Genomic DNA, 26580 nt, shown 5'->3' on the forward strand with positions numbered 1-26580 from the left:
AATATTAGCGCTTGTGCCTGCCCTGACATGCAAAAGGGAGAAAGCGAGAAAGCGGTTACACAATTATCATAGCTTTTATCCATTTGACCACGCAGGACAAGGCAGTAGTAGTTTGATAAATAATTGGAAAAGGAAGCATTTACTTTCTTTTCCTAAAAAAAAGAGACCGCAATAATCCGCTAATTCATTAATTTGAATTACACACGCATTATTACAGCCTCGTTTAGGGTTTAAATTAGTTCTATGAATTTTTTACTATATATATTATGCCGATTGCTAGAAAAAATATTCCAACTACAATCAATATTTTCGACAATTTTTCCATCTTTATCTCTCCTAATTAAATACTCGCACCAATTACAAATGATAATCCAACGGAAATAATTAACGAGATAAATCCAACAGAGCGATTATCATTTTCTATTTCTTTATCGACATTAAAACTTGGAGTTAAAAACTCGAAAAGCCAATAAGCTACAATTAGTAATGCAAAGCCATATAATCCCCAGCCTATCATCTCAAAAAGGGAATTATGCTCTTCAATGGAGTATTTAAAAATATTACACACACCAAATATTTTCCCACCAGTAGCTAATGCCACTGCAACATTTCCATTTTTAATTTCCTGCCAGTTTTTATATTTGGTCACTATTTCAAACAAAACCATGGAAACAATTAAACATAAAACAACGACACTAAAATAACCTGCAGATTCTACTAATGGATTTGACCAAAAACTACCTAGCAGCATGATATAGCCCCTCTCAAACTTTTCTTTCTATACGGATGGGTAGTTGAAAAGTTTCAACATAATATATATTTATTTGAATAAGTATCGTAAATAAAGAGATGACAGAAGTACACAAAATCTGTATCTCTTTCCTTCCATCCATGTTATTTTAGTTCAACTACAGTTACTCCATGGCCACCTTCGCCCGCTTCACCAAATCGATAACTTTTCACTCGAGAATGATTTTTCAAGTACTGTTGTATCGCCTGTCTTAGGACGCCAGTACCTTTCCCGTGGATAATAGAAACTCGTGGATAATTAGCCAAAATAGCATTATCTATATATTTTTCAGTTCGAAGTATAGCATCCTCGTATCGCTCTCCACGTAGGTCTAGCTCAAGCTTTACATGTGAATCTCTTCCTCTAACAGCATTAACTGATACTGATTGTTTCTGCTTTTCAGGTTTAATATATTCTAAGTCTGCCTCGTCTAACTTCATCTTGAGCATCCCAATCTGAACGGACCACTCAGTTTTCGATACTTTTTCAAGTAAGGTCCCTTTTTGGCCAAAGCTTAGTACCTTCACCTCATCGCCCGACTTTAATTCTTTTGCCTGTTCATTCAATTTTTTCTGCTTCTTCAAAACTGGATTGTTCGGAAGGGCTTCATCTAAACGTTTTTTAGCATCTATTAGCTCATGCTCTTTCACAAGCTTATGCGTATTTGACTGCATTTTTCGTAGCTCACTGATGATTTCATCCGCTTCTCTTCTTGCTTCTTCCACAATCTTTCTCGCTTTTTCCTTTGCTTTTTGCTCTAGTTTTTCTTTCTTTTCGTCATACTCAGCCAACTTTTGCTCGAGGTCGTCTTTTAGGCGCTTAGCTTTTTCTAACTCGACCTCAGTTTCTTCTGCATCTCGCTCTGCTTGCCTACGGCTATCCTCTAATGAGGCTATCATGGAGTTTACCTCTCCTCGATCCGTTCCAGTAAAGGTTTGAGCCTGTGAAATTATATGGCTTGGTAGACCTAAGCGCTCGGAAATTTCAAACGCATTGCTTCGTCCAGGTACACCAATTAAAAGCTTATAGGTCGGGCTTAGTGTTTCAATGTCAAACTCCACACTGGCATTGGCTACACCTGGTCGGTTATAACCATATGCCTTTAGCTCAGGGTAATGGGTAGTTGCCATGACACGTGCACCCGTTCCGTGGACAGCATCAAGAATAGATATTGCTAGGGCTGCCCCCTCTTGAGGATCCGTTCCTGCTCCAAGCTCGTCAAACAAGATTAACGATTTATCGTTATATTTCTTTAAAATATCCACAATATTAACCATATGAGAGGAGAACGTACTTAAGCTTTGCTCGATCGATTGCTCGTCTCCGATATCTGCAAATACAGATTCAAACAGAGCAACCTCTGACCCGTCCAGCGCTGGAATCGGTATTCCACTTTGAGCCATTAGAGTACAAAGGCCAACTGTTTTCAAAGTAACGGTTTTCCCGCCCGTATTCGGACCTGTTATCACTATCGCTGTAATTTCTCTTCCGAATTCAATCGTATTTGGAACTGCTTGTTCTACTGGAATAAGAGGGTGTCTCGCTTTTACTAAGCGTATATAACCATCATTGTTGATTTGGGGCATAGTACATTTTTCTGCCTGTCCATATTTAGCCTTTGCTAAAATGACATCGATTTCTCCAAGTATGTTAACTAAAAGGAAAATCTCATGCCCAACAACCTCAACCTCACCTGTCAAACGTATAAGAATGCGTTCAATTTCTTCCTGTTCCTTCACCTTTAAAGCCCGAATGTCGTTATTGATCTGGACTACAGCTGAAGGTTCAACGAAAAGAGTTTGACCAGAAGAAGATTGATCATGAACAATGCCACCGTAATGGCTGCGATATTCCGATTTAACCGGAATCACATATCGGTCGTTTCTAATCGTTATAATAGAATCAGATAGCATTTTCGCTGCATTAGCGCCACGTGTGTAGCTCTCTAGCTTCTCACGGACACGACTCACCTGAATTCTCAGTTGCTGACGAATGGAACGTAATGTACTACTCGCACTATCTAGCACGCTGCCGTTTTCATCAATACAGTCGTTTATCTCATGCTCTAATGCTGTCAAAATAGGTAACGAATCCTTTTTTGAAAGAAAATGAGGAATCTCTACAGATTCTGTTTCTGCCATATTTTCTAAAAAGTTTCGAAGAATTTTACTTGCTCTAATAGTGCTTGCAGTTTCCATAAGCTCCATTGGACTCAGCATCCCACCAATTTGAGCACGTTTCGCATGCGGACGGATATCTACAATCCCTCCCATAGGAACGTTCCCTCTCAAGCGAAGAATTGTGAGACCCTCATCCATTTCCTCTAATAGTATAGATACTTCCTCATAATCTACAGAAGGGACTAATTTTTCGATATGAGATTTCCCAATAGAAGAAGTACAATATTTTCCTACTTCTTCCCTGATTTTATAATATTCTAAAGTTTTCAGTGCTCTTTCAGCTATCACCGAGGCACCTCCTAATTATTTCTTCAAGTATTGTTTAAATTTATCTAATGTCCATGTATTAACAATATTCTCTTTTTGAAGCCATGCTTTTTGTGCATATTTGACGCCTACATCCATATATCTTAGTTGATCTATATGATGCGCATCCGTGTTAATGGCAATTGGCACACCTTTTTCCTGCGCCATTTTTAAATAGACTGTTTCTAAATCCAAGCGATGCGGGTTAGCATTTAGCTCTAATATCTTTCCGAATTCACTTGCCCACTCTATTAAAGTCGGCACATCCGTATCGTAGCCAGTACGGCTACCAATAATTCTCCCCGTAGGATGAGCAATCATATGAACATGTGGATTTTCAATTGCTGTTCTCAGCCTTGCCATAATCTTGTCCTGTGATTGACTAAAGCTTGAATGGATGGAAGCAATAACAAAGTCTAACTGCTCAAGCAATTCATCATCAAAATCTAGAGAGCCATCTGGGAGTATATCCATCTCTGTACCCGCGAAAATTTCTATATCATTATATTTTTCATTTATGACATGTATTGCTTCTATTTGTTGTAACAGTCTTTCCCTAGAAAGGCCGTTTGCTACTTTTAAATAATTAGAGTGGTCAGTAATTACAATATGAGAGTATCCTTTTTCTCTACATGCCTCTACCATCTCTTCAATAGAGTGAGCTCCATCTGACCAGGTAGTGTGCATATGAAAATCTCCCTTTATATCCTCTAACGTTACAAGGCTAGGAATCATTTTTAGCTTGTTTAGCTCTGTTCCATCCTCTCGAATTGTAGGCGGGATAAAAGGTAAATCAAAGTATGCATAGAATTCTTTTTCAGATTCAAAGGACTGAACGGAGCCATCTTCCTGCTCTACCCCGTATTCACTTATTTTCAGACCCTTTTCTTTGGCAATTTGTCTCATTTTAATATTGTGGTCCTTTGAACCGGTAAAATGGTGCAATGCGGAAGCGTATTGATGAGGCTCCACTAGCCTAAAATCAACATCTACCTCATTTTCTACATCTAAGGTTACAGATACCTTTGTGTCTCCTGCTGCAATCACTTTTAGTAGGGGGAGCTTCTCTAGCAATTCCTCTCTAACCTTTAGTGGTGAAGTCGTTGCTACGATAAAGTCGATATCCTTACTAGATTCCTTTACTCTTCGATAGGAACCTGCCACAGAATACTTAACAACAGTATCCATGCTTGCTAAAATACCTTCGATAAAGGCAACAATAGGCTCAAGCTGCCAAATAGCGGTTCTCTCAGGTTTTGTTTGAAAGACTTCTAGCTGTGCTAATATTTTTTCTTCTGTTTTAGCTCCAAATCCCGCTAGTCCTTTAACCTTACCTTCCTCACATGCAATCTTTAAGGACTCAATCGAATCAACACCTAATTCTTTATAAAGCTTGGCGATTTTCTTTCCTCCAAGACCTGGAATCTTTAACATAGGTAAAAGTCCGCCTGGCACAGATTCTTGCATTTCCTTAAGCAGAGAGGACTCACCAGTTTCGATTAAATCGTTGATCACTGCTCCTGTTGCTGCTCCAATTCCCTTCAGGGAAGTAATATTGTCCATCTCAGATAAGCTACGATCGTCTAACTCTAAAACTTGGGCAGCCTTACGAAAAGCAGACACCTTAAAAGGATTTTCTCCTTGGAGTTCCATATATAACGCGATTTTTTCTAACGTTTTAATAATTGTCTTTTTGTCCATGAGTAGACCTCCTCTATTTAAAAAAACTTCCCTCTACTGAGAGAAGTTCTTCTTACATACTAGATATTACTTTTCTAAATAAATATACCACCAGTTTTTAACCATCTCAGATAGGATTGGTGTATGTTCAAGCATCCATGAAGTTAAGAATGAACCTGATGTAATATTTTGTATAAATTCAATTGGCAATAGCGCAAAAACATATAAAAGGACGAATATGATGAAATAAAACTCAATAAATCCTAGTATTGCTCCTGCAACATTACTCACAAAGCCTAGTATAGGCAAATACTTTAAAAAATCAAACATGGAGGCTATTAATTGTAAGCCAAACTTAACAACCATAAAAATTAAAGTAAACGCGATAATCCGGTAAAACGTTTGGTCTAGGTCCAATGTTTCTACTGCAATTGTTAATGATGAATCTGAGGTCACTGCAGGAAATGGTATCCACAGAACAAATTTGTCTGCCAGTGGTTTATAATAGATATAGGCGACGATGAGGGCAACGATGAAGCCCGTCATATGAATAAGTTGAACGATCAACCCACGTCTAGCGCCAGTTACAAAGCCGGCAATTAATAAAATCAGGATAATTAAATCTAACATTTTTTCAGTCCTTTAGCCTTTTCAATTCTTCTTCTAGAAGTTCTAGCTGTTCTTTTACTTTTATGTAATCGTTTACTGCATTAACAGCGGTAAGCACTGCTAATTTTGCGATATCTAGCTGTCTATTATGAGAGTGTATTTCTCTCATTTTATCATCTACGATGGAGGCAACGAGTCTCATATGACCAGATGTTTCAGTTCCTACCATTTTATAATTCTGTCCATAAATATCGACAGAAATCCTTGTTTTCTCTTGTTCTGACAAAGACATACCCTCCCCCAGAAAATCCTATGTATAATAATAACACGAAATAGATTACGTTGTGAAGAAAGGAACAAAATGAATGTCAAATGAAGTTTTATTATTGCCACCTAACGAAATAGAAAAAGTGAAGGCACATTACTTAAAATTCAAAATCGAACGCTCTGCACCAGGGGTAGTTTTCGCTGCTAAGCTTGTAGATACAGCCATCACCATTTATAAATCAGGAAAGGTAATGTTTCAAGGAAACGGTGCTTCTAGAGAGGCAGCTCTTTGGAGCGGAAACATTTCTCCAGCAAATCCTATAAAGAGCAGTTCGTCAAAAGGTGACATTCTCCCGGAAAACTTCACCACATTATCCGTGATCGGTTCTGATGAAACTGGCACTGGAGATTATTTTGGTCCCATCACTGTAGCAGCCTGCTATGTACCTGCACATCAAGTAGAACTTGTGAGAGAACTGGGAGTTAAGGATTCCAAAATGCTAACAGATGAGCTGATGCGTCGAATTGCCCCAGACCTGATGAAAACATTGTCCCATAGTGTGCTCGTATTAAAAAATGAAAAGTATAACGAAATTCAAGGTCGAGGATGGTCACAGGGTAAAATTAAAGCAATGATGCATAACCAAGCCTTAAAGCATGTTTTAAATAAAATAGAGCCCGAAAAGCCCGCTTACATATTAATTGATCAGTTTGCAGAGCGTGGTATTTATTACAACCATATCAAAATGGAAAAGGAAATCGTACGTGAAAATGTTTTGTTTTCGACAAAGGCAGAGCAATTACACGTTTCAGTCGCTGCAGCTTCTATTATAGCAAGATATGCTTTCTTGAAGGAAATGGACCGTCTTACGGAAATAGCACATACCACTATTCCAAAAGGAGCTAGTGCAAAAGTGGACGAAACAGCTGCAAAAATTTATTTGAAGCATGGAGAGGAATTCCTTAAATCGATTACAAAATGGCATTTTGCAAATACACAAAAAGCCATGAAACTTGTTCAAAAAAGAAAATTTTAACGTGTGGAGGGGAAATGAATGAACATAGTGGGTGAAACAGAAAGATTATGCCTTGTAGTATTCGAAGAAAGATTTTTGGATTCAGCTAAGCTGTTTTGGGGAGACAACGACGTGATGAAATCATGTGGAGGAGCATCTTCCCATGAAGCACTACCTAGAACTATAGAGTTTTATCGCGAATGTCATGAAGAGAAAAATTTGTCTGTTTATGCTGTGATGGAAAAAAGCTCGGGAGAGATTATTGGAGCAGCTGGCTTCAACGTCGAGGATAAAATAGAAGAAGTAGAATTAATCTATCATTTTAATAAGAAATCTTGGGGGAAAGGATATGCAACTGAAGCGGTAGCTGCTTGTATGGACATCGTAAGGCATCATCCAAATGTTCTTATTGTGTCTGCTTCTGCTAGTATAGAAAACGCAGGATCCCTCAAAATTTTAGAACGAGCTGGTTTTACATATCTGGGACTAAAATGGTTCGATGATACCCAGCAGGAAGAGCTTGTTTATGAATATAGACCGAATAAGGAAACCATATTACATTAGATTCGTATTGTGCAGTGCTTTTAAATACAATATTTTATTATCTGGGGAGGTTCATGGGGTTACTATGAACCTCCTTTTTTCTGAGCTCTTTTAAAGCCTAATCCTATCTAATATTAAAGCCGCCTCATTTGCAACACGGTTAATAAGCTGTTCCACTGTTTCTTCTCTCGCTAATGTTGGGCTTTGTCCCGACCAAAGAGACATGAACTCTGGATTTTTTTGTTGAGAGGCTAATTTTCTTAAATTTTGTGTAAGAGCATTTTGTACAGGAAATGGAGGAAGAACTGCTTCATGCTCTTTCATTTCCTTCATAAACTGATTTTCAATTCCTCTAGCATCCTTACCTGAAAATGCCTTCGTGGTTACTATGTCCTCACTTTTTGCTAGAAGTATTGCTTGTTGATGTACTGGATGTGCCCCACTTTCTTTACAGGTTAAGAATGCAGTCCCCATCTGTACTGCCTCTGCTCCTAAACAGAGCGCGGAAGAAAGCCCTCTACCGTCCATTATTCCACCTGCAGCAATAACTGGAATGGCTACTTGGTCTACCACTTGAGGAACAAGAGCTATTAAACCAATCATGCTTTCGTTGGAATCGCATAGGAAATTCCCTCGATGGCCCCCTGCCTCACTCCCCTGAACAACTACCGCATCCATTCCTAAACTTTCAACGGCTATTGCTTCAGATACATTAGTAGCAGTACCAATCGTAAAAACTCCTTGACGTTTAAATGTTTGTATAGTTTCTTTAGATGGTATCCCAAAGGTAAAGGAGCAGACAGGTACATTCTCATCCAAGACAACCTGTATTAACTCTTCATAGGTACACATTTCAGTTTCTCGATTAGGGAGAGAAGGCTCTGTAACCTGTTGATTTAAAAGAAGCTCATAGGTCTCTATTAGTCGTTTTGATTTTTCTATCTGTTCTTCTTTAATCTCATAATGTTCAGGCACAAACAAATTTACTCCGAAACTTGCGTTAGTTTCTGATTTCACTTGTTTTATCTGATGGCGTAAATCATCTGGTTTTAGATACCCTGCGCCAATCATGCCGAGTGCTCCCTGATTGGAAACAGCGCTTACTAAAGCAGAGGTTGTCGCCCCACCAGCCATTGGCGCTTGAATGATAGGGAATTTTAAATCTAACGCTTTAATAAAAGTATTGTCCATAATAGAAATCCTCTCTTTCACACTAGTTTTTCTTTACTTGCCATTGTTCATAATAAGTAACTTCTATAGAAAACTTTTTTGTACGCAGCCATTCAAAAGCTTTTAGTACTAAAGGAGATGAATTTTCCTTAGTTGCTTCCTCTTTAGCAATCCAAACAGCCCCTAAAGAGTCTTGACCTTCAAAAAGAAGAGGTTTTGTTATGGAACCCCCTGTTTGCTCTACCAAATAAAAAACTGCAATATGATGTACGGCCGTACCTTCTCTCCAATCTGTATGAATCATAAAATCAGCAGTTCCTATCTGTTCAAGTACATCTATTAATAACCCCGTTTCCTCTAAAAATTCTCTCTGGACTGCCTCTTTAAGTGATTCCCTAGGTTCTAAATTTCCCCCTGGAAGATCATAGCGGTTGATATAAGGTCCACCATTCTTTTCAATGACTAGAAGCTTCTTTTCCTGCACGCATATACCATAGACACCAAAGGGTCTATGAAAATTTAGTTGTATCCTTTTTTTCCAGCGCTGAGCGTTTTCCTCTATTTCTTGAACAATCTTATCTTTTCCATTAATATAGCTCTCAATATCAAAGGGAAACAGTTTAGCAAGTTTGCTCTTTAGTTCTCCATATCTATTTAAATCCACGGGATGTACCTTTAAATAATCTCGAAAGACAAGATGTCTCTCTATTTCTGGATTCCCTTGTTCATAAATATGTATATGATGTGTTCGATTATTTTCCCCCTTTTGAAAGTAACGTCGACCAGGTAAACCATTTTCTCCTTTTGGTGTATACCCTTGCTGAATCATTTGTTGATTGTATAAATCGACCTTCTCAATATCACGTACTACCGGCATCATATCTATAATTGGCTTTGCTAAGAGTCCTTCTACTGAAGTACTTCCTATATGATGTATTTCAAGTAACTCTTCCTTGAAAATCTCATTTAACTTCTTTGATTCTTGCTCAAAGAGTAAAGCCCAATCCTTTGAATATTCGATGACTTCAACTTTTCTCATGTTTATCCTCACTTTACTCTAGAAGCTCTAGCAATAGGTTCTTATGAGCTTTCGACTGTTTTAATATATCAAATTTATTTTCTTTTAGTTCATCCATAATTTTATCAGCTGTCTGTTTTGCATGGTTATACTGTTGGTAATTTATTTGACCTTTAAGTAAAGCCTCTTCAAGCTCATCTTCGTCTATAAGGTAATAATCTCCTGATGGGAGGACAATGATATCTAAAAATAAGTCATCCCACCACGGTCCGTTATAGTCCACTCCGTGTTTATAGCAAATATCTATATACCATTGAACTACTTCTCCGTTATGATTAAACATCGTTGTTACCGTATAATTTTCTTCATTTGGATATTGTTGAAGCCACATATATCCATCGTCTACAATACAAATCTTCTGAGAGTCATAATTCACCCATAAAGGTTCTCCTATCTCAACTAAATGTAAAAGAGAGATTCCTCCAGTAAATTGCTCTGAAAAAGTATCTTTAAAAATATATTGTCTCTTTAAAATTCTAGACCAATCCGAACGATTACCGTACTTTCTTTTCATGATTTACGCATCCTCTAATAGGACAATGTGACATCAATTGTGATTAAAGGCAAATTATTATTATTTAAACCATATAAATCGATAATTTCTGGGATTTCACTTTTATCGTTTAATGTGATAGACACACTGTTCCCTTGGACAATGATCTCTCTATGCTTAGAATCATACAAGGTATCACCATTTTCTATTAATATATCAGTAGATAAATACATATAAACGGCAATCGGAGTAAAGTGGATGAGTATGCCCACTCCTAAGCCGTCTTCCTCATTAATATAACCCCTTTCATTCAAATTAGTATCTTTTGTATTTTCATTTTTAAACAAATTAAACAATATCATATCCCCCTATTTTTTTGATATATATATGGCGCTGCTGATTTTAACAAGCTGTTAATACCTCCAGGATGATAGGGCATCATGTTATCAACAGTTTGCTTATCCATCCATCTTATTTCTTCAATTTCTTCTGGATCTATAATGCAACATTCACCAGCAATAATTTTCATCTTGAATGTCACAAACAATACATGACTGTTCTTATGTTGAAAAATTGCTTCATTAAGTGCTATTACTCTCTCTACCTCTGTCATTAACCCTGTTTCTTCTTGGACCTCTCTTACAATAGCCTGCTCCAATGTTTCTCCATTCTCCACCGCACCTCCAGGAAGTGTCCAGCTAGCCCCAGTGTTCCGGACCATTAAAAAATTCTCCTCATTTGCATCGGCAATCAAGCCATAGACTACATCTACTCTTTTCATTACTTATCAATCTTCCTGTATACTGAAATTTGTTGCTCACATATCTTCTAGGAGCTTTATTAGAATTATATCAAATGTATGATTTCATTTTTAATAATATTTTAAATTTTTAGCAAACTGTTGTTCGATAACGATAGGATTATCTTTAGTTTTATGGGGTATATATTTAACAAACCTATCGATTAATACGTCTCACTAAGATTTCTTTCTTTGAAGGTAAGAGCTTTTGGTGGGAGGTGATTAGTTGAGAAGAGTCTATGGAGTAAAAAAATTAATGACATATCTAGATTCTGTTGGCTATCCACTAACAGAAGAACAAATCCATCAGCTTATGCTAAATAAAGAAATACCACATCTTAGACCAATCGGAGACATTATAGCCTTTAATTTAGACCATATAGATTGGTGGATCAGTCACAAAAAGATTTCTCCATAGAACAAGCCCTGCCTATTGTGGCAGGGCTCTATTTTGGGATAGAATGTTATTTATTTATTTGTTTTAGGACAGTAGCCGCATGCTCCTTGACCTGGTAAATCCATAGACATACAACAGCTTCTACGGATAGGCTGATTTACTAATACTGCTGGATTTCTACCTTGAGTGTATTCGTAAAATAGAGATTTAGTGGAGAATAATTTCCACACCTCTGGGTTCTCGAGTATTTCAATATCATCCATAGCTTGACCAGCGGTAGAAGGATCTTCTAAGAGCTTCTCATACTGATTAACAAGATGAACGAAAAAGCTTTCCCAAATGATTAGCGGTGAAATACTTGTTGTATTTCTTAACTGCTGTACTATTTCATATCCTTGCTTACTTAAGATCTTTCGGATGACCTCTTCTCTCTCTTCTTCCTTCACATAACGAAAATCATTAGGATTGATGAACATAGCTATAGTATATGAACCATATTCCTTTGTAACATCGAAATGAAGCTCTGTGTGCTTGCCATCCCAAACCATGTCGTAAGCAGCCAGCATGTAAAATTGATTGGCAAAAAACATACCGTATCTTTTAGCAAAATGGGAAACAGCTGCTACCTGGTTTTTTGCTTCCGTAATCCCCTGCATCAACTTTGCAAAATCATCCTGGAAAAATTCCTTACTTAGTCGCTCTAATGTAAAAAGAGTTCGAAGCGGCTTAGACGTGTATATTCGATGTTCATTTAATATAAATTCTTGTTCAAACGTTATTGCTGGCATATTATCACCTATTCAAAATAATTTACTTAGTACCCTCTATTTTAAAGGAAGGGCTAGCCATTGCAACATTTCGAGCTTAAACCAAAAAATAACCCTATACCGATTACCAAATCGGATAGGGATATTTTTATGCCTCTACAGATGTTTCATTTGAATTAGGCATTATTTTTGATGTAATCAAAGTTAATAAAACCGAAATAATCACACCCCATAAAATTCCTATGGTAAGTGATACTATAGAGCCGGCTATGATACCGATCCTCGCTCCCCAAACGGAAACTTGACTATTACTTGTCCCCATCGTAAACTCTTGACCTTTCCTCTTTTTCCAAAGTAGCCCTACTATTAATACTGGAACAACTCCACCTCCCGCCATAGAATAGGCCATGGAAAATAAATCGATAATAGAGTCTGCCCAAATGGCTGTTCCAATAGTAAAAGCTCCAACAACAATGACCCCTATCCTCGTTAACCTTAAATAATAGGAATCTTCTTTTGGCTTCATATTTGGAATGACTAAGTCATTTACAATAACTACTGCAGCGGAATGTAGAAGTGAGGAGGCACTAGAGATGGCTGCCAAGAAAATCATGATGAAAAAGGCAAGAGCAGCTAATTGAGTCATTTCCTCAAGAATTAACCACGAGATTGCTTCGTCTGCTGCCAAATTTGGGTTTTGCAATTTCACAACCATACCTGCGATTGTGGCAAATATCGTGAAAATTATCGCGACTACTCCACTTATTAGCATTGCACGACTAGCCGCTTTAGGGTTTTTAGAAGCAAAACACCGCTGCCAATATACCTGTGCAGCTAATATTCCCAACGTACCCGTTACAAACAGAGAAATTACCTCCACAGCTGATAGATTCATTTGTGCTAACTCGATAGCTCCAACATTTTCTAAGCCACCCTTAAGTGTCGAATAACTAAAATCAACTTTATCGAATACTTGTATGTAAAACCAAACTGCAATTGCAATGAGTATCCCTCCCTGTATTAGATCGGTCCATACAACGGAATACATACCGCCAACAGCAGTGTAGATGATGAATACTGCAGAAAAAACTAAAATCATCATTAGCGGGTCGGCACCTGTGAAAGCTGAAAATAGCGCTCCCATCCCCATTGCCTGACCACTAACCCAAGCAATCATAATGGATGAAGTTAAAATGGCTATTAAACTACGAGAAAACCTATCTCTTATTATTAAATCGTCCATCATTTCTGCTAACGTATTATATGTAAATTTTGCTGCAAATCCTGCAAATATTAGAGCGAACAAAATTTTTGCTCCTTGTTCGCCAATGACAAAGGGCACATTTGCTATTCCAATCTCATACCCCTTGGATGAATGTCCCACAAAATTTCCAACTCCCATAATAGTCGCGATATCTGTGAACAGTAATAGAAAAAAAGGTAATGTACCTCCAGCTATCGCGTAATGTGCAAAGCTAGTATCCGCTTTTTTCTTAAACAGGAATGACATTCCAATGAAGACTATAGATAACGTGATTGTAACTGTCCATGTCCAAAAAGCTAAACCCATCTAACCCCTCCATCTTTTTGTATTTGCAAGCATTATTAATAAAATAAGTAAATTATTAAAAATTTGCTATTACTTTATTACCCCTGCTTAGATGGTATAAACCATAATAAAAGAACGAGATAATTTTTTCTTCCACTAGTGTTAAATTAATCCAACAAAAAAAGACTGCTAACACTCGATTTGAGTATGTAACAGTCTAAAACTAATATCATTTTTATTCACTCTTACTATGTGGAACATAAGTTACATTATCCAATTACAAAAACTTTATGGATACCATGCTAGTTTACTATCACTGTCTAACAGCTTGGATTGGATTTCCTTACTCAATGTATCGAACCATTTATTTAAAATCTCATCCTTAGGTAGCTTTGAATCCTTATCATCTTCCCAAATTATATGAGAAAACCACGCACCTGTTAGCCATTCAAATTGTAGCTCAGCATATGCAATGTTAGGATGCTCCGCTTGAGTAAAATTGTCATTTACAGCAGTGGCAACATTTGAGGCTTGAGGTAGTAATTCGTTTTCAATTTTTTCTTTAATAGATTGACTGTCAAGTTGATCCCACATAACTAAACCGCCATCTATTTGATAAAAAATGTCGAAGGATGGTTGTTCACCTAAATCCACCAATACAAAGGCACGTTCTACAGTATTATTAGTTGCTTTAACCGTGTTTACAATAATATTCTGTGCCATTTCCACCCAATATTCCATTGCATCTTCTACAGTCGACTCTATGTAAAACTCAGATTCCAATTCAGAAACAGCTGTCTCTCCCTTATTAACATCTTCTATTTTCCTAAAAAGACGGTTAAAAAAACCCATTTTCTACACAACCTCCTTATTTTAATATTCATATTCATTTAATCTTAAAGAATATGTAATCTGCATCATTAATTTATAATGGTCCACCTTCAAAGCCAATCGGCCAACCATCTTTTTTCAATTTTACCTTATACTGAAATTCATGTGGACGTTCGCTATAAAAGGCTACTGTAAATCCTGAAAACAGATGATCATCAAAATTGATCATCCTTCCAAAGGATATGGTAGCTAGATAATAGTCTTCTATCTCATGAGTTGGAAAGAATATCTTCAAATAATTTAATGCACGGTTAATGTGCTGAGGCAACTGAGAGAATATTTCCCCTGCCAGTTCAATAAATTCTTCTGAAGGATCTTCTGTATCCCCTTGAACAAATATTTCTACCTCTTCCCACTCCCCAATATCTAGACTACAAAACCATTGCTTCGGAAGAAAATTATCTGCTTCACTTTGTGTTAAAGACTTCGAAAGAATAAGCTGTTTATTCAAAATTTCTTTTATGTTGGGTATTGCTTTTATTGGCTTGCTTGGTTTAAACGAATTCATACTATGACCTCTTTGTTTTTTCTAAATTTATTAAGCGATGATTATCATAAAACGGAAGGATAGTGCCTGCCATACATTACCTTAACTGATTATTAAATAACTATAGAGATAGAGAAGAAAATAACTAAAACAACGCAACAGGCCAGTGAAATAAAAAAGGGATGATTTAAATAATATTTTTTGATACCAGTGATCATTGCAGGGTTTAGTCACCTAATGAAGAAGGAGCAAGCTAACTCATCTTAATGTATTTCCTATGAAATTAATGCAGTAATTTAATTATAGAATCATTTACCCAATTATGGAAAGTGGAAATATGTCTAGAAAAACTAAAGAAAGGGTAAAGAATATTAGTTAAAGCAAACAGGAGGTAATTTTTTATGGAGAATCATGTTATTGGCGTATACGAAAACGAACAACAAGCAGCTGAAGTTGTTAAAGATTTAAAAGATAAAGGTTATACAACTGATGAAATTTCAATTATTGCTAAAAATACAAAGGAACTTTCTGAAATTACACAGGAAGTAAAACCCTCCACTAAAGATGGAGCCATTGCGGGAGCTTTAACTGGAGGAGCAATTGGCATAGCGGGAGTTATAGCAGGGTTATCTACAGTATTGATTCCCGGATTTGGCGCTGTGTTGGCTGCAGGTCCTATCATTACAACAATTGGAGGCGCAGTCGTAGGGGCCAACTCTGGTGCTGGTGGATTAAAACATGCTCTTATGGAAATCGGAGTCCCGGATGATGAAGCAGAGCGATATTCTAATGATGCTCAGGATGGAAAAGTCCTGGTATTTCTTCACCCCAAAAACCCACAAACGTAAGGGTCGATTGAATGGTCAGCTTAACTACTGTGTTAGTTTAAGTACATCACTGTTCCCCTTCACATAGCTATAAAAAGGAGCAGCACCAATTTAAGGGCTGCTCCTTTTTCTTTTATTCAATCATCCTCTTAGCTCTGCTCCTGCTTGTTCAGCAAGTGCTTTTAGAACTTTGTTGTGAGCATTGACTACTTCTTCGTCAGTCAGTGTTCGTTCCGGATCGAAGTATGTTAGAGAGAATGCAATTGATTTTTTGCCTGGTTCCATTTTTTCGCCTTCATATAAATCGAAGAGATGCACAGCCTTCAACAGTTTTCCGCCTGATTGCTGGATAATCGCTTGGAGCTCTCCAGCAGCTTTTTCACGTTCCACTACTAATGCAATATCCCGAGTAATAGATGGGAATTTAGAAACTGGTGCATAATATAATGTTTCTACTTCTTTATTTAATACTTTTACTAAATTCAATTCGAACACATACGTTTCTTTTAAGTCGCGGGCTTTTTGTTCTGCTGGGTGTAATTGTCCGATAATACCTATTTCTACACCTGCTAATTGAATGGATGCAGTTCTTCCTGGATGCATACCTTCAACAACTGTACGTTCAAATGTTAAATCCTCAGTGTGTCCAAGGAGATCCATCAAACCTTCCACAATTCCTTTAAGCACGAAGAAATCTACGCTCTTCTTCTCACCTTGCCAGCTATGCTCTACCCATTTACCAGCAATAACTCCTGCTAAATGCTCTTGCTCTTGAGGAAGACCAGATTCCGTTTCGCCTAAGAATACAGAGCCAATTTCATATAATGCAACTGTATCGGCTTGGCGAGCAGTGTTATACGTTACAGCTTCCAACAAATGTGGGATTAAGCTTTGACGTAACGTGCTGCGTTCCTCACTCATTGGCATTAATAATTCTGTCACTGGAGCAGATTCTAATGCAAACTTTTGAGCCATTTCTTTTGAAGTTAATGAATAAGTGATTGCTTGATAAAGTCCTGCACCTTCCATAAATCCTCGCACTTGGCGACGTTTTGCTTGGTAGGAAGTTAAACCACCAGGCTTCGATTCTTCCACTGGTAATGTCATTGGGATTTCATCATAGCCATACATACGAGCAATTTCTTCTACGATATCTTCTGGGATTTTGATGTCCTGGCGACGTGTCGGAGCTTTAATATACAAATATCCATTAGCTACTTGGAAATCAAACTTCAAACGAGTTAATATAGATGTCATATCTTCTAGAGAAATTTTCATTCCTAAGCGACTGTTGATGAAATCAGGAGATACGATTACCTCAGCAGGAGATTTATCTAACTTATCTACTACTACAGAACCAGCTAACACCTCTCCACCAGCAAGTTCTGCTAATAGGCTAGCTGCACGTTCAGCTGCTAAAACAACTCTGTTAGGATCAACACCTTTTTCGTAGCGGGCACTCGCGTCACTACGTAAATTATGATCTTTAGAAGATTGGCGAACTGAACTTGCTGTAAAGTACGCAGACTCGATAACAACTGTTGTCGTACCATCATGAACCTCTGAATTGGCACCACCCATAACTCCAGCAAGAGCAACTGGTTCTTTACCATTAGTAATAACTAAATGATTAGATTTAAGTGTACGCTCTTGATCATCAAGTGTAACAATTTTTTCTTCTTCATTTGCTAGGCGAACAACGATTTCCTTTGTAGCAAGGCGATCATAGTCAAATGCATGAAGTGGTTGGCCGTATTCCATTAACACGTAGTTTGTAATATCTACGACATTGTTATGAGGACGGACACCAGCTGCCATTAGACGATTTTGTAGCCATAGTGGTGATTCTTTTACTTGTACGTTTTTTACAACTTTCGCAATGTACAAAGGATTTTCTTCTATTGCATCCACACGAAGCTTTATATAGTCTTCTGCTTTTTCAATACTTTCTGTATAGGACGCTTCTGGGTATTTCATATCTTCAGAAAGAATTGCTCCTACTTCATAAGCTACTCCCAGCATACTTAGTGCATCAGAACGGTTTGGTGTTAAACCTAGTTCTAACACTATATCGTCCAGACCTAATAATGGGAGTGCGCTTTCACCTGGTACAGCTGTTTCAGGGAGAACATAAATCCCTTCTGCATATGCTTTTGAGACAAGGCGGCCTTCTATACCTAGCTCCTGAAGAGAACAGATCATACCGTTAGATACTTCTCCACGTAGCTTTGCTTTCTTAATCTTAATGCCACCTGGTAGCACTGCACCAGGACGAGCAACGATTACTTTCTGACCAGCGTCTACGTTAGGAGCACCACAAATGATTTGAGTGATTTCATCTCCTACGTCTACCTGACAGATGTTTAACTTATCAGCTTCCGGATGTTTCACCTTTTCTTTTACATATCCAACTACAACATTTGTCATGCCTTGAGAGCGGTCAATTACTGCATCTACCTCAATACCTGAGCGTGTGATTTTTTCTCCTAAATCCTTTGGATTCAATCCTTGTGTGTTTACATATTCTGATAACCATTTCGTCGATACTAACATGTCATTTCCTCCTTACACTTCTGTTCGGTGGAATTGCGATAAGAAACGCACATCATTTGTATAGAAATGACGAATATCTTCCACTCCATATTTCAACATTGCAATACGCTCTGGCCCCATACCAAATGCAAAACCAGAAAGCTTTTTAGAATCATAGCCAGCCATCTCAAGGACGTTAGGATGAACCATACCTGCTCCTAGTATTTCAATCCAGCCAGTCTTCTTACATACGTTACAGCCGCTACCTCCACACTTAAAGCAAGAGATATCCATCTCTACAGATGGTTCTGTAAATGGGAAGAAACTTGGACGCAAACGAATTTCGCGATCCTCTCCGAACATCTTCTTCGCGAATAAAGATAATGTACCTTTTAAATCACTCATACGGATATTCTCACCGATTACTAGACCTTCAATTTGAGTAAATTGGTGTGAATGTGTCGCATCATCATTATCACGACGATACACCTTACCAGGACAAATAATTTTAATCGGTTGACCTTCTTTTGCCTCCATTGTGCGCGCTTGCACTGGAGATGTATGCGTACGTAACAAAATATCCTCTGAAATGTAGAAGGAATCCTGCATATCTCGTGCAGGGTGACCTTTAGGTAAGTTTAAAGCCTCAAAATTATAGTAATCCTTTTCTACCTCAGGACCTTCTGCAATTTCATAGCCCATGCTTAAAAATAGATCTTCAATCTCCTCTACAACGCGAGTAAGTGGATGATGATTCCCGGTTTTCACTGGACGACCAGGTAAAGTTACATCAATAGATTCTTTCTCTAGCTGCTCTTGAATCGCTTGCTCCTGTAATAAGGTCATACGGGCTTCTAATACATTAGTTACTTCCTCTCTTACTACATTGACAAGTGCCCCCATCTTCGGACGCTCCTCGGCTGGAAGTTTACCCATTCCCTTTAATAAATCCGTAATTGGGCCCTTTTTCCCTAAATATGCAACTCGCACATCATTTAATTCTTTTGTGTTTTGTGAAGCTTCAATTTTTTGTAGAGCTTCTTCTTTCAACTGTTGAAGTTGTGCTTCCATTTCAAAAATCCCTCCTAATTGACAAAATAAAAAATCCTCGCCCCTATAAAAGGGACGAGGACTATTTTCGCGGTACCACCCTGATTATTGCACAAAAAAAACGTGCAATCACTCAATTCGACTAACGGCTCTACACCGGCACACCTTTACAGTAAATACTGGTCCCGGTGGCAGCTAACGGGGTGAACTTCTATATGAAATCTCCATCTACGCTTCCAGTCAAGGCGTAAAATCCCTACATTTGAATTCTCATATATACTTTTCCCGATGACAGCTTTTATTATTTATTAAATTATTATCTATTATACGGACTTTTAAACATTTCATCAAGGGCATTTATCTCAAAGTAAGTCCATAAAGAAGAATTCCTGTTGCTACTGCAACATTTAATGATTCTGCTTGACCAAACAAAGGGACAATTATATTTTGGTCGGTTTGTTCCAACAAATCCGCTTGAATACCGCTTCCTTCGTTTCCTACTATCAATGCAAACGCATCACTTTTCTCTACTTCATGGAACGGAGTAGAGTTTTCAAATGCTGTTCCATATACTTTTACATTTTTGTCTTTCAGTTGGTCCACCCAATAGCTTAATTCACCTTTTAAAATAGGTATATGAAAATGAGAGCCTTGTGCTGATCGTAGTGTTTTGGAATTATAAGCATCTGCTGATCCTTTGCCAAGAACGACGGCGTCTATTCCAGCAGCATCGGCTGTACGAATCATCGTACCAATATTTCCAGGGTCTTGAACCGCATCAATCAATAACAGCCTTTTCCAAGTTCCCTGTTCATCTAACTTAGCTGTACTTTGTTTACAATGTGCAAAAATCCCTTGAGTATGCTCTGTTTCAGCAAGCTCTTTTTTGATAACATCATTAATCTCAACGATTTCCAGATTATCAACGTCCCATGTTACAGGAATTTCACTAGTATCACTTAGGATAATAGTTAAAACATTTTCTTTTTGTTTTATTGCTTCCTCGACTAAATGATATCCTTCAATGATAAATTCTCCTGTTTTGTCTCGCTCTTTTCGAACACTAAGTAATTTCTTCCAATGTTTAACTAAGGAATTTTGTGGAGATTCAATTCGTTTCATGTTATGTACCGCCTTTTTCTTATATACCGCACAAAAAATAATACAGCATCTTTTCTTTTGTAAAAAAATTATATCACGTAAATCTATTACTTCATATTTATCTTCCACGAATTTATCAAAATCATGTATACGTGGCAAGACATTGGGAAAGATGAAGAAAAGGAGTGATGATAATGGATTTTCAAATTCGAGAAGCAATAGCAGCAAACCTAAAAGGAAATTCCGCTACAGATATTAAAGAAGTCGTGGAAGATGCGATTAACCGAGGAGAAGAACATTTACTACCTGGTCTTGGCGTAATTTTTGAAAAATGGTGGAAAACTGCTGATGAATCGAGCAAACAAGCAATGCTAAATAATGTTTCTACTGCATTTGCTCAATAAGTTTAAGTAATTGTTCAGACCGTAGACTTAGTCTACGGTCTATTATTAATTCAATATTAGTTCCATGACCAGAGCTAGGCAAACTTTGGTCCCTACGGTCTTACCAAAGTTTCACCTTATCCCAATCATGTATACTCTTTTATAATCTCTACCACTTCAATTTTTCCGTCTACTAACAGCTCAGGTAATTCACTTTTTACGTTTCCCTTCCAGTAATCTCTTGCTTGTTCAATTTTTCTTGAAAATGAGGCTCCATCCTCCTTTGGCAAAAGGCTAGCATCTCCCTCAAAGGATTTACCAAAAACTCGTAAGCTAACAAGTTATAAAACCTGCCGATTATAGGAATTAAAGATTTCCACCCATTTTAATGCATCCTCGAAGTTTTTCGTCGCATATAAACAAGAAAGTCTAGAAGGGTAATCCGGGTATTCCTCTAATCTCACCATTTCTGCTAACGTTTCTCGTATTGCTCTAATTGTTTGGTCAATATATCGACGCCCTACTTCTGCATCCTCTTTAGTTAATTTCAACCCTTCATCCGTAAATTGGTTCTGAAAAATTTTTATAAAATCCTCACCTTTAGAATTTAAATGCTCTCTTTCAAAAAAGAACCTATACAAAGTATTCCTTTGATTCTCTTCAAAATTAATTATCTGTCCTACCTTCATCTTCTTCCTTGTAACAATATGATAAACAATTAGTCCATTTTCTATCATAATACTCTCCTTATTTAATAAAATATAAAACTAGTTATTTTAATTTACTAAACCACTAAATTAATTTAACTTTTGCGAAAATTACCCTTGATTTCTCCGATATACTGTATATAATTACTCTATGAGTTTGAATAATTAGAAAAGTTCAAATAAATATTATATTTAAATTATAGCAAAGAGGCGAAGTGTATGAACATTATGGTGGAAAATATTGTAGAAGCATTGAGTGAACATCTAGAGCAAGACCAGATTTCCATCAATCAAACTATTAGAGAATTACATGGGAAGGATGAATCCTATCACTCTATAAGTTTACCAGACGTTGTCGTTTTCCCTAGAAGCGCAACAGACGTTAGTAATATTATGAAGACTGCTAGTAGACTTAAAGTTCCAGTAGTACCTTTTGGACGTGGAACAAGTTTAGAGGGTCACGCCATACCCTACGAAAATGGTATTACCGTTGACTTTTCATTGATGGACAAAATTTTAGAGATAAGAGAAAACGATTTATTGGTGAAGGTCCAACCAGGTGTTACGAGAACGCAGCTTAACAAAGAATTGAAAAAATATGGCCTGTTCTTCTCTGTTGACCCTGGTGCAGATGCAACTCTTGGGGGCATGGCTGCGACTAATGCTAGCGGAACTACCACCGTCAAATATGGAGTAATGAGAGATCAAGTAAGAGATTTAGAGGTAGTGCTTGCTGATGGAACAATCATGCATACAGGTAATTTAGCAGCAAAATCTGCTTCTGGTTTTCATTTGAACGGATTATTCGTTGGATCAGAAGGCACTTTAGGATGCTTTACAGAACTAACTTTAAAGGTGTATGGCATTCCTGAATTTACAACTGCTGCTAGAGCAACCTTTCCTACGGTCAAAAATGCTGTTGAAGCTGTAACTTCTATATTACAGGCGGGTATTCCCATCGCACGTGTAGAACTTGTGGATGAGAGCTCGATTCGTCAAGTTAATCATTTTAGTGAAACTGATTATGCTGAAAAGCCTACGTTGTTTTTAGAATTCCACGGCAATGAAGCTGGACTCACTCAAGATGTCGAGTTTACCCAAGAAATTGTAAAAGACCATGGCTGTGATGATATTCAATTTGAAACAGATAATACCGCCCGAACAAAGCTTTGGGATGCTAGGCATAATTTAGCTTATGCTTATATTCACGGAAACGTCGGTAAGAAAATGATGGTTACAGATGTGTGTGTTCCTATTTCAGAATTGGCCGATGCGGTTATATTTGCTCGTCAGGAGCTCGATGCTATCGGATTAACAGGAGGACTTACTGGTCATGTCGGAGACGGAAATTTTCATGCTCTGCTCATGATTGATATGAATAATCCCGAGGAGGTACTGAAGGCACAGAACTATAATGAAAAGATTGTCCTTTATGCTCTCGAACGAAAAGGAACTTGCACTGGTGAGCATGGGGTAGGTGTCGGAAAACAAAAGTATCAGGCAGCAGAACATGGCGAGGCTCTTCGAATTATGGAAAAGATTAAAGTTGCTCTCGATCCGCTAAATATTTTAAACCCAAATAAAATAGTAAAACTTGAAAGTGACGGTGGGTAATATGAAAATTTTAGAAAAAATCAGTAGCTTTGCCGGAAAGTATTTTGCCATCTGGGTTATTTTAATAGCAGTAATAGCTTTCTTAATACCAGAAGCATTCCTACCTTTTGGCGGTTATATAACTATCCTCCTTGGAATAGTAATGTTTGGAATGGGACTTACACTTAGAGCAGTTGATTTTAAACTGATTTTAACAAATCCCAAGCCAGTACTGATCGGTGTAGCAGCACAGTTTATAATCATGCCTTTGACTGCCTTTGCTATAGCTTATTTACTACAGTTACCTAGTGAACTGGCAGCTGGTTTGGTTTTACTTGGCTCTGTGCCAGGGGGAACTGCTTCTAACGTAATGGTTTACCTAGCAAAGGGAAATGTACCACTTTCAATTACGATGACTTCGTTCTCAACTCTCTTGGCGCCTTTAATGACACCAGTTCTGCTACTTCTGTTAGCTGGCCAATGGATGCCTGTAAATGCCATGGACATGTTTATGTCTATTGTACAAGTAATTATTGTTCCAATCGTACTTGGATTACTTATAAAAAAATTACTACCTACAGCTGTAGAAAAAAGCGCCAATATTGTTCCATTGATCTCTGTATTAGCTATTATTATCATTGTCTCCGCAGTAGTTGCTGGTAATGTAGACAATATTGCTTCAGCTGGTCCATTAGTTTTTGTAGGGGTTTTCCTTCATAACGGAGCTGGGCTATTACTTGGCTATTATGCTGGAAAAATGATGAAGCTATCTAAATCAGACTGTCGTGCTATTTCCATAGAAGTTGGTATGCAAAACTCTGGTTTAGGAGTTGCACTAGCAACTGCACATTTAGGTCCACTAGCAGCTCTTCCAAGTGCCTTAGGTGCCGTTTGGCATAATATTTCAGGACCGATTATAGCAACTGTTTGGTCCAAGAGCGCAGGAAAACAAGATAAAGATGAGGTTGAGGTTGAATCTATTCCTCTAGAAGGTAAGCCATCACAGATTTAAATATACAACTAAAAGAAGAGGCTGGAACAAAACCCATCTTAGACATTTAAGAGTCCCGAAAATTTACCGAATAGTAAATTTTCGAGACTCTTTTCTATTACATAGTCGGTGTTCTCCGCTACTGCGGACGCTTTCGTGGGGGCACGGGGCGATCCTGTAGTCTTTCACACGCGCTTGTCTCCTAGGAGGTCCCGCCTTCACTCCGAACAACTTTAATTTTCTTTGATATCAAGTGAAAACTGTATATAATTTCAGATATAAAAAAGGATATCTTTAGTTAAACTTTTATCAAAACGAAATTCATTCAGAATGAAGTATCCTTATACTTAGTTCCATCCTCTTTCTATTTAAGTTTTTTAACTCCAAAATTACGTTATTTGCTCTTCTTCCTATATAATCGCTCTATATTTTGATTTCCCCAACTTTTTCCTTCACTAAAAGATATGTTTATTGCTCTGGGACTTCTATTTCATACTCTTCATACATGATAGGCTTTGGATATTGGAAAGTAACTATTTGAGCCTTTTCTAGTTCACTTACTTTAAAAACTTGTTTAAAGCTATTTCCTTCAATCCTTTGCGCGAATGGAGAATCCTCAAGCACTAAACTATTCCCCTGATCATCCTCTAGCCATAATGGATTTCTAGAAAGTCTATTATCGTAAATTGAGTCACTTTGTATATCAAAATAGACAGATATCTGCTCCTCATTCGACTGAATCTCTGTAACAAGAATATCTCCGAAATCCCCTTGACTTAATGTAAAAGGATATTTTTGTCCTTTTAAAGGTATGATGACCTTCTCTAGGGCAAATTTGTCCTCCAGCATATAAGGAATAACTCGAACCTTTTTAGTTCCTTCCTTCAGTGGGCTAAAGAGATAGCTTAATTGCGTAGTAACGATGCCGTTTTCAGTATCACCGTGACCATTTTTCCCTAATGGATCCAATATATTTCCACCATCATCAACTATAAAGAATTCTATATCATATGGCTCTAAATTCGTTTCTTTCTCCTCTGACATAACATTTACGGCAAGATCTGTCCCAGCAGGACCAATTTTCAGAGAGCTTATTTTGACTTCTGCTTCATCAATCATCTTCACTACTTCAGGGCGTATCACAATTACTTCATTCGATTGTTTTACATTGTATTCGAACTTCCAAGTGCCAGGTATTAGGCCAACAGCATCTATCCTCATGCTAAGCTCAAATTCTTCTGGTAGCTCCTCTGTTGGATTTATTTCTATCATCCCTTTATACTTTTGTGGAGTAATAAATTTTCCAGATGAGCTAGAACTGAAATTTATTTCTTTTCCGTTTATCACAATAGTTGGTCTTTCCAGCTCTCCTATAGCAAACAATGATTCTTGTGTGTAACCTAATACTAGTCTTGTTCCATCATAAAAAATTTCGTTTATTGTTAAAGTAATTCCACTATCCTTTGTAGACTGGTCTATAATTTGTGTTAAACCCTTCTGTCCAGCTATTTGTAAACCTTCGTCTTGTACATCATTAAAAAATGTACCAATTAGAGGTACCTGGGAAGCAATTTTGGCCATTGCAGGAGAAACACTAGCAGTTCCTATAAACACACTCAATGCGACTGCTGCTCCCACAGCACTATAGGACACTATCTTTATCACTGATCTTTTCTTTTTGACCGGTTGGACGGTGTTTTTTATGATTGTATCTAGTTTCTCCAGTGGCACATGTATTTTATCCATTTCCTTTTTTAAATCTGGACATTGCTTACTCATTTACACAATCCTCCTTCAATGTGTCTCGTAAAATATTAATACCTCGATGTACATTTGTTTTCACAGTTCCCTCTGGATATTCTAATATTTCCGCTATTTGTTTGATGGAATAGTCCTGATAAAACCTTAGCACTAAAACTGTTTTATATTTTTCATCTAATTTCATGACAGCCTCCAATAAATCCATATCCTTCTCTGAAGAGACATAAGGATTTACTTTCCGCTCTATCGACTCTCGGTCCATCGGAACCACTCTATTTTTCTTTTTAATATGATCAAGTGAAGTATTTATAAGAATGCGAGTTATCCATGTTGAAAAGTATTCGTCCTCTTTTAAATTTTTGAGAGAAACGAAAGCTTTATAAACAGTTTCTTGAAAAACATCTAGGGCGTCTTCTTCATTTTTCATGTACATGAAAGCCATTTTATATAGCTTTACTTTTTCCTCATCAATTAGCTCCTGAAATGCTTTATGATTCCCCTTCTTTGCTTTTTGCACTTTCTTTATATCCGACAATTTAGTAATCCCCCTTTCTTTCTAACTGTTAGATAAAGCAAGGATGTAAAACGTTTCATTATTTTTCACTTTTATGTA

The 26580-nt window shown here is 37.4% G+C and carries 26 protein-coding genes, 2 pseudogenes and 1 other annotated feature; of the genes and pseudogenes, 7 read left to right on the top strand and 21 right to left on the bottom strand.

Annotated elements, in window-relative coordinates; translation table 11 throughout:
* Positions 1-340: 340 nt before the first annotated feature.
* From MKY94_RS13150 to zapA, 5 genes are all read right to left on the bottom strand, one after another.
* Entirely contained in the window at positions 341-751 is a 411-nt protein-coding gene (locus MKY94_RS13150; protein WP_144535521.1) for a DUF350 domain-containing protein, read from the bottom strand.
* Between the two features lie 143 nt (positions 752-894).
* The gene (locus MKY94_RS13155) at positions 895-3258 is read right to left on the bottom strand and encodes an endonuclease MutS2 (protein ID WP_342577176.1); all 2364 of its coding nucleotides are present in this window, start codon (positions 3256-3258) and stop codon (positions 895-897) included.
* A gap of 15 nt (positions 3259-3273) precedes the next feature.
* Complete coding sequence (polX, locus tag MKY94_RS13160; protein ID WP_342577178.1) at positions 3274-4977, bottom strand: DNA polymerase/3'-5' exonuclease PolX; 1704 nt, start codon at positions 4975-4977, stop codon at positions 3274-3276.
* A gap of 66 nt (positions 4978-5043) precedes the next feature.
* Positions 5044-5586: a CvpA family protein gene (locus tag MKY94_RS13165; RefSeq protein ID WP_144535516.1), complete on the bottom strand. Its 543-nt coding sequence runs from the start codon at positions 5584-5586 to the stop codon at positions 5044-5046.
* A gap of 4 nt (positions 5587-5590) precedes the next feature.
* The gene (gene zapA, locus MKY94_RS13170; protein WP_154310481.1) at positions 5591-5851 is read right to left on the bottom strand and encodes a cell division protein ZapA; all 261 of its coding nucleotides are present in this window, start codon (positions 5849-5851) and stop codon (positions 5591-5593) included.
* Positions 5852-5930: 79 nt separating this feature from the next.
* Here zapA and rnhC point away from each other — a divergent pair, with 79 nt between their 5' ends.
* Positions 5931-6869 carry a ribonuclease HIII gene (gene rnhC / locus MKY94_RS13175; protein WP_342577179.1) on the top strand — a complete coding sequence of 313 codons (939 nt, stop codon included), beginning with the start codon at positions 5931-5933 and terminating at the stop codon, positions 6867-6869.
* 18 nt (positions 6870-6887) lie between these two features.
* Positions 6888-7412 carry a GNAT family N-acetyltransferase gene (locus MKY94_RS13180; protein WP_342577180.1) on the top strand — a complete coding sequence of 175 codons (525 nt, stop codon included), beginning with the start codon at positions 6888-6890 and terminating at the stop codon, positions 7410-7412.
* A gap of 90 nt (positions 7413-7502) precedes the next feature.
* Here the strand turns inward: MKY94_RS13180 and MKY94_RS13185 are convergent, their stop codons facing one another.
* From MKY94_RS13185 to MKY94_RS13210, 6 genes and pseudogenes are all read right to left on the bottom strand, one after another.
* Positions 7503-8582 carry a nitronate monooxygenase gene (locus MKY94_RS13185; protein ID WP_342577181.1) on the bottom strand — a complete coding sequence of 360 codons (1080 nt, stop codon included), beginning with the start codon at positions 8580-8582 and terminating at the stop codon, positions 7503-7505.
* Between the two features lie 22 nt (positions 8583-8604).
* The gene (locus tag MKY94_RS13190; RefSeq protein ID WP_342578685.1) at positions 8605-9090 is read right to left on the bottom strand and encodes an NUDIX hydrolase; all 486 of its coding nucleotides are present in this window, start codon (positions 9088-9090) and stop codon (positions 8605-8607) included.
* A gap of 36 nt (positions 9091-9126) precedes the next feature.
* A pseudogene (locus MKY94_RS13195) lies at positions 9127-9600 on the bottom strand (GrpB family protein); the annotation flags it as partial.
* A gap of 13 nt (positions 9601-9613) precedes the next feature.
* On the bottom strand, positions 9614-10153 hold the full coding sequence (locus tag MKY94_RS13200; RefSeq protein ID WP_342577182.1) for a DUF402 domain-containing protein: 540 nt from the start codon (positions 10151-10153) through the stop codon (positions 9614-9616).
* A 14-nt stretch (positions 10154-10167) separates the two neighbouring features.
* Entirely contained in the window at positions 10168-10488 is a 321-nt protein-coding gene (locus tag MKY94_RS13205) for a hypothetical protein (protein WP_342577183.1), read from the bottom strand.
* A gap of 2 nt (positions 10489-10490) precedes the next feature.
* Complete coding sequence (locus MKY94_RS13210) at positions 10491-10913, bottom strand: NUDIX hydrolase (protein ID WP_342577184.1); 423 nt, start codon at positions 10911-10913, stop codon at positions 10491-10493.
* Positions 10914-11157: 244 nt separating this feature from the next.
* Between MKY94_RS13210 and MKY94_RS13215 the strand changes: the two genes are divergently transcribed.
* A complete protein-coding gene (locus tag MKY94_RS13215; protein ID WP_144535498.1) occupies positions 11158-11349 on the top strand; it encodes a hypothetical protein in 192 nt (63 codons plus the stop codon).
* A gap of 50 nt (positions 11350-11399) precedes the next feature.
* Here MKY94_RS13215 and MKY94_RS13220 read toward each other — a convergent pair whose 3' ends face one another.
* The 4 genes from MKY94_RS13220 to MKY94_RS13235 form a co-directional block, all read right to left on the bottom strand.
* Entirely contained in the window at positions 11400-12116 is a 717-nt protein-coding gene (locus MKY94_RS13220; protein ID WP_342577185.1) for a Fe-S oxidoreductase, read from the bottom strand.
* 127 nt (positions 12117-12243) lie between these two features.
* A complete protein-coding gene (locus MKY94_RS13225; RefSeq protein WP_342577186.1) occupies positions 12244-13665 on the bottom strand; it encodes a sodium:solute symporter family protein in 1422 nt (473 codons plus the stop codon).
* Positions 13666-13932: 267 nt separating this feature from the next.
* Positions 13933-14496: a hypothetical protein gene (locus MKY94_RS13230; RefSeq protein ID WP_144535492.1), complete on the bottom strand. Its 564-nt coding sequence runs from the start codon at positions 14494-14496 to the stop codon at positions 13933-13935.
* Positions 14497-14569: 73 nt separating this feature from the next.
* On the bottom strand, positions 14570-15043 hold the full coding sequence (locus MKY94_RS13235; RefSeq protein ID WP_144535490.1) for a hypothetical protein: 474 nt from the start codon (positions 15041-15043) through the stop codon (positions 14570-14572).
* A gap of 380 nt (positions 15044-15423) precedes the next feature.
* On the opposite strand from MKY94_RS13235, the gene MKY94_RS13240 reads away from it, so the two are divergent.
* On the top strand, positions 15424-15870 hold the full coding sequence (locus MKY94_RS13240) for a general stress protein (RefSeq protein WP_144535488.1): 447 nt from the start codon (positions 15424-15426) through the stop codon (positions 15868-15870).
* Between the two features lie 120 nt (positions 15871-15990).
* On the opposite strand, the gene pheT is transcribed toward MKY94_RS13240, so the two are convergent.
* From pheT to MKY94_RS13255, 3 genes are all read right to left on the bottom strand, one after another.
* Positions 15991-18402, bottom strand: a complete 2412-nt coding sequence (pheT, locus tag MKY94_RS13245; protein ID WP_342577187.1) for a phenylalanine--tRNA ligase subunit beta — start codon at positions 18400-18402, stop codon at positions 15991-15993.
* Between the two features lie 12 nt (positions 18403-18414).
* Positions 18415-19452: a phenylalanine--tRNA ligase subunit alpha gene (gene pheS, locus MKY94_RS13250; protein WP_340863423.1), complete on the bottom strand. Its 1038-nt coding sequence runs from the start codon at positions 19450-19452 to the stop codon at positions 18415-18417.
* A 47-nt stretch (positions 19453-19499) separates the two neighbouring features.
* Positions 19500-19733 (bottom strand) — a binding site (T-box leader).
* Positions 19734-19788: 55 nt separating this feature from the next.
* Entirely contained in the window at positions 19789-20553 is a 765-nt protein-coding gene (locus MKY94_RS13255; RefSeq protein WP_342577188.1) for an RNA methyltransferase, read from the bottom strand.
* Positions 20554-20726: 173 nt separating this feature from the next.
* On the opposite strand from MKY94_RS13255, the gene sspI reads away from it, so the two are divergent.
* Positions 20727-20936 (top strand): small acid-soluble spore protein SspI, encoded by a 210-nt coding sequence (gene sspI / locus MKY94_RS13260; RefSeq protein ID WP_144535479.1) that lies wholly within the window; start codon positions 20727-20729, stop codon positions 20934-20936.
* A gap of 125 nt (positions 20937-21061) precedes the next feature.
* Here the strand turns inward: sspI and MKY94_RS13265 are convergent.
* A pseudogene (locus MKY94_RS13265) lies at positions 21062-21652 on the bottom strand (DUF2441 domain-containing protein).
* A 189-nt stretch (positions 21653-21841) separates the two neighbouring features.
* Here MKY94_RS13265 and MKY94_RS13270 point away from each other — a divergent pair.
* Positions 21842-23236, top strand: a complete 1395-nt coding sequence (locus tag MKY94_RS13270) for an FAD-linked oxidase C-terminal domain-containing protein (protein ID WP_342577191.1) — start codon at positions 21842-21844, stop codon at positions 23234-23236.
* A gap of 1 nt (position 23237) precedes the next feature.
* The gene (locus MKY94_RS13275; protein ID WP_342577193.1) at positions 23238-24227 is read left to right on the top strand and encodes a bile acid:sodium symporter family protein; all 990 of its coding nucleotides are present in this window, start codon (positions 23238-23240) and stop codon (positions 24225-24227) included.
* Positions 24228-24674: 447 nt separating this feature from the next.
* On the opposite strand, the gene MKY94_RS13280 is transcribed toward MKY94_RS13275, so the two are convergent.
* Positions 24675-25985, bottom strand: coding sequence for a DUF4179 domain-containing protein (locus tag MKY94_RS13280; protein WP_342577194.1), 1311 nt, complete (start codon positions 25983-25985; stop codon positions 24675-24677).
* Positions 25978-26502 carry a sigma-70 family RNA polymerase sigma factor gene (locus MKY94_RS13285; RefSeq protein ID WP_144535471.1) on the bottom strand — a complete coding sequence of 175 codons (525 nt, stop codon included), beginning with the start codon at positions 26500-26502 and terminating at the stop codon, positions 25978-25980. The genes MKY94_RS13280 and MKY94_RS13285 overlap by 8 nt, the downstream gene beginning before the upstream one ends.
* Positions 26503-26580: the final 78 nt, after the last annotated feature.

It is taken from the genome of Psychrobacillus sp. FSL K6-2843, from assembly GCF_038626375.1.
GTDB classification, from domain to species: Bacteria; Bacillota; Bacilli; order Bacillales_A; family Planococcaceae; genus Psychrobacillus; species Psychrobacillus faecigallinarum.

What these genes read in the sequence shown, in the direction of transcription:
- MKY94_RS13150 (WP_144535521.1), bottom strand. Translation starts at nt 751, where the DNA reads ATGCTGCTAGGTAGTTTTTGGTCAAATCCATTAGTAGAATCTGCAGGT.
- polX (WP_342577178.1), bottom strand. Translation starts at nt 4,977, where the DNA reads ATGGACAAAAAGACAATTATTAAAACGTTAGAAAAAATCGCGTTATAT.
- MKY94_RS13165 (WP_144535516.1), bottom strand. Translation starts at nt 5,586, where the DNA reads ATGTTAGATTTAATTATCCTGATTTTATTAATTGCCGGCTTTGTAACT.
- rnhC (WP_342577179.1), top strand. Translation starts at nt 5,931, where the DNA reads ATGTCAAATGAAGTTTTATTATTGCCACCTAACGAAATAGAAAAAGTG.
- MKY94_RS13180 (WP_342577180.1), top strand. Translation starts at nt 6,888, where the DNA reads ATGAACATAGTGGGTGAAACAGAAAGATTATGCCTTGTAGTATTCGAA.
- MKY94_RS13185 (WP_342577181.1), bottom strand. Translation starts at nt 8,582, where the DNA reads ATGGACAATACTTTTATTAAAGCGTTAGATTTAAAATTCCCTATCATT.
- MKY94_RS13200 (WP_342577182.1), bottom strand. Translation starts at nt 10,153, where the DNA reads ATGAAAAGAAAGTACGGTAATCGTTCGGATTGGTCTAGAATTTTAAAG.
- MKY94_RS13210 (WP_342577184.1), bottom strand. Translation starts at nt 10,913, where the DNA reads ATGAAAAGAGTAGATGTAGTCTATGGCTTGATTGCCGATGCAAATGAG.
- MKY94_RS13220 (WP_342577185.1), bottom strand. Translation starts at nt 12,116, where the DNA reads ATGCCAGCAATAACGTTTGAACAAGAATTTATATTAAATGAACATCGA.
- MKY94_RS13225 (WP_342577186.1), bottom strand. Translation starts at nt 13,665, where the DNA reads ATGGGTTTAGCTTTTTGGACATGGACAGTTACAATCACGTTATCTATA.
- MKY94_RS13230 (WP_144535492.1), bottom strand. Translation starts at nt 14,496, where the DNA reads ATGGGTTTTTTTAACCGTCTTTTTAGGAAAATAGAAGATGTTAATAAG.
- MKY94_RS13235 (WP_144535490.1), bottom strand. Translation starts at nt 15,043, where the DNA reads ATGAATTCGTTTAAACCAAGCAAGCCAATAAAAGCAATACCCAACATA.
- MKY94_RS13240 (WP_144535488.1), top strand. Translation starts at nt 15,424, where the DNA reads ATGGAGAATCATGTTATTGGCGTATACGAAAACGAACAACAAGCAGCT.
- pheT (WP_342577187.1), bottom strand. Translation starts at nt 18,402, where the DNA reads ATGTTAGTATCGACGAAATGGTTATCAGAATATGTAAACACACAAGGA.
- pheS (WP_340863423.1), bottom strand. Translation starts at nt 19,452, where the DNA reads ATGGAAGCACAACTTCAACAGTTGAAAGAAGAAGCTCTACAAAAAATT.
- MKY94_RS13255 (WP_342577188.1), bottom strand. Translation starts at nt 20,553, where the DNA reads ATGAAACGAATTGAATCTCCACAAAATTCCTTAGTTAAACATTGGAAG.
- sspI (WP_144535479.1), top strand. Translation starts at nt 20,727, where the DNA reads ATGGATTTTCAAATTCGAGAAGCAATAGCAGCAAACCTAAAAGGAAAT.
- MKY94_RS13270 (WP_342577191.1), top strand. Translation starts at nt 21,842, where the DNA reads ATGAACATTATGGTGGAAAATATTGTAGAAGCATTGAGTGAACATCTA.
- MKY94_RS13275 (WP_342577193.1), top strand. Translation starts at nt 23,238, where the DNA reads ATGAAAATTTTAGAAAAAATCAGTAGCTTTGCCGGAAAGTATTTTGCC.
- MKY94_RS13280 (WP_342577194.1), bottom strand. Translation starts at nt 25,985, where the DNA reads ATGAGTAAGCAATGTCCAGATTTAAAAAAGGAAATGGATAAAATACAT.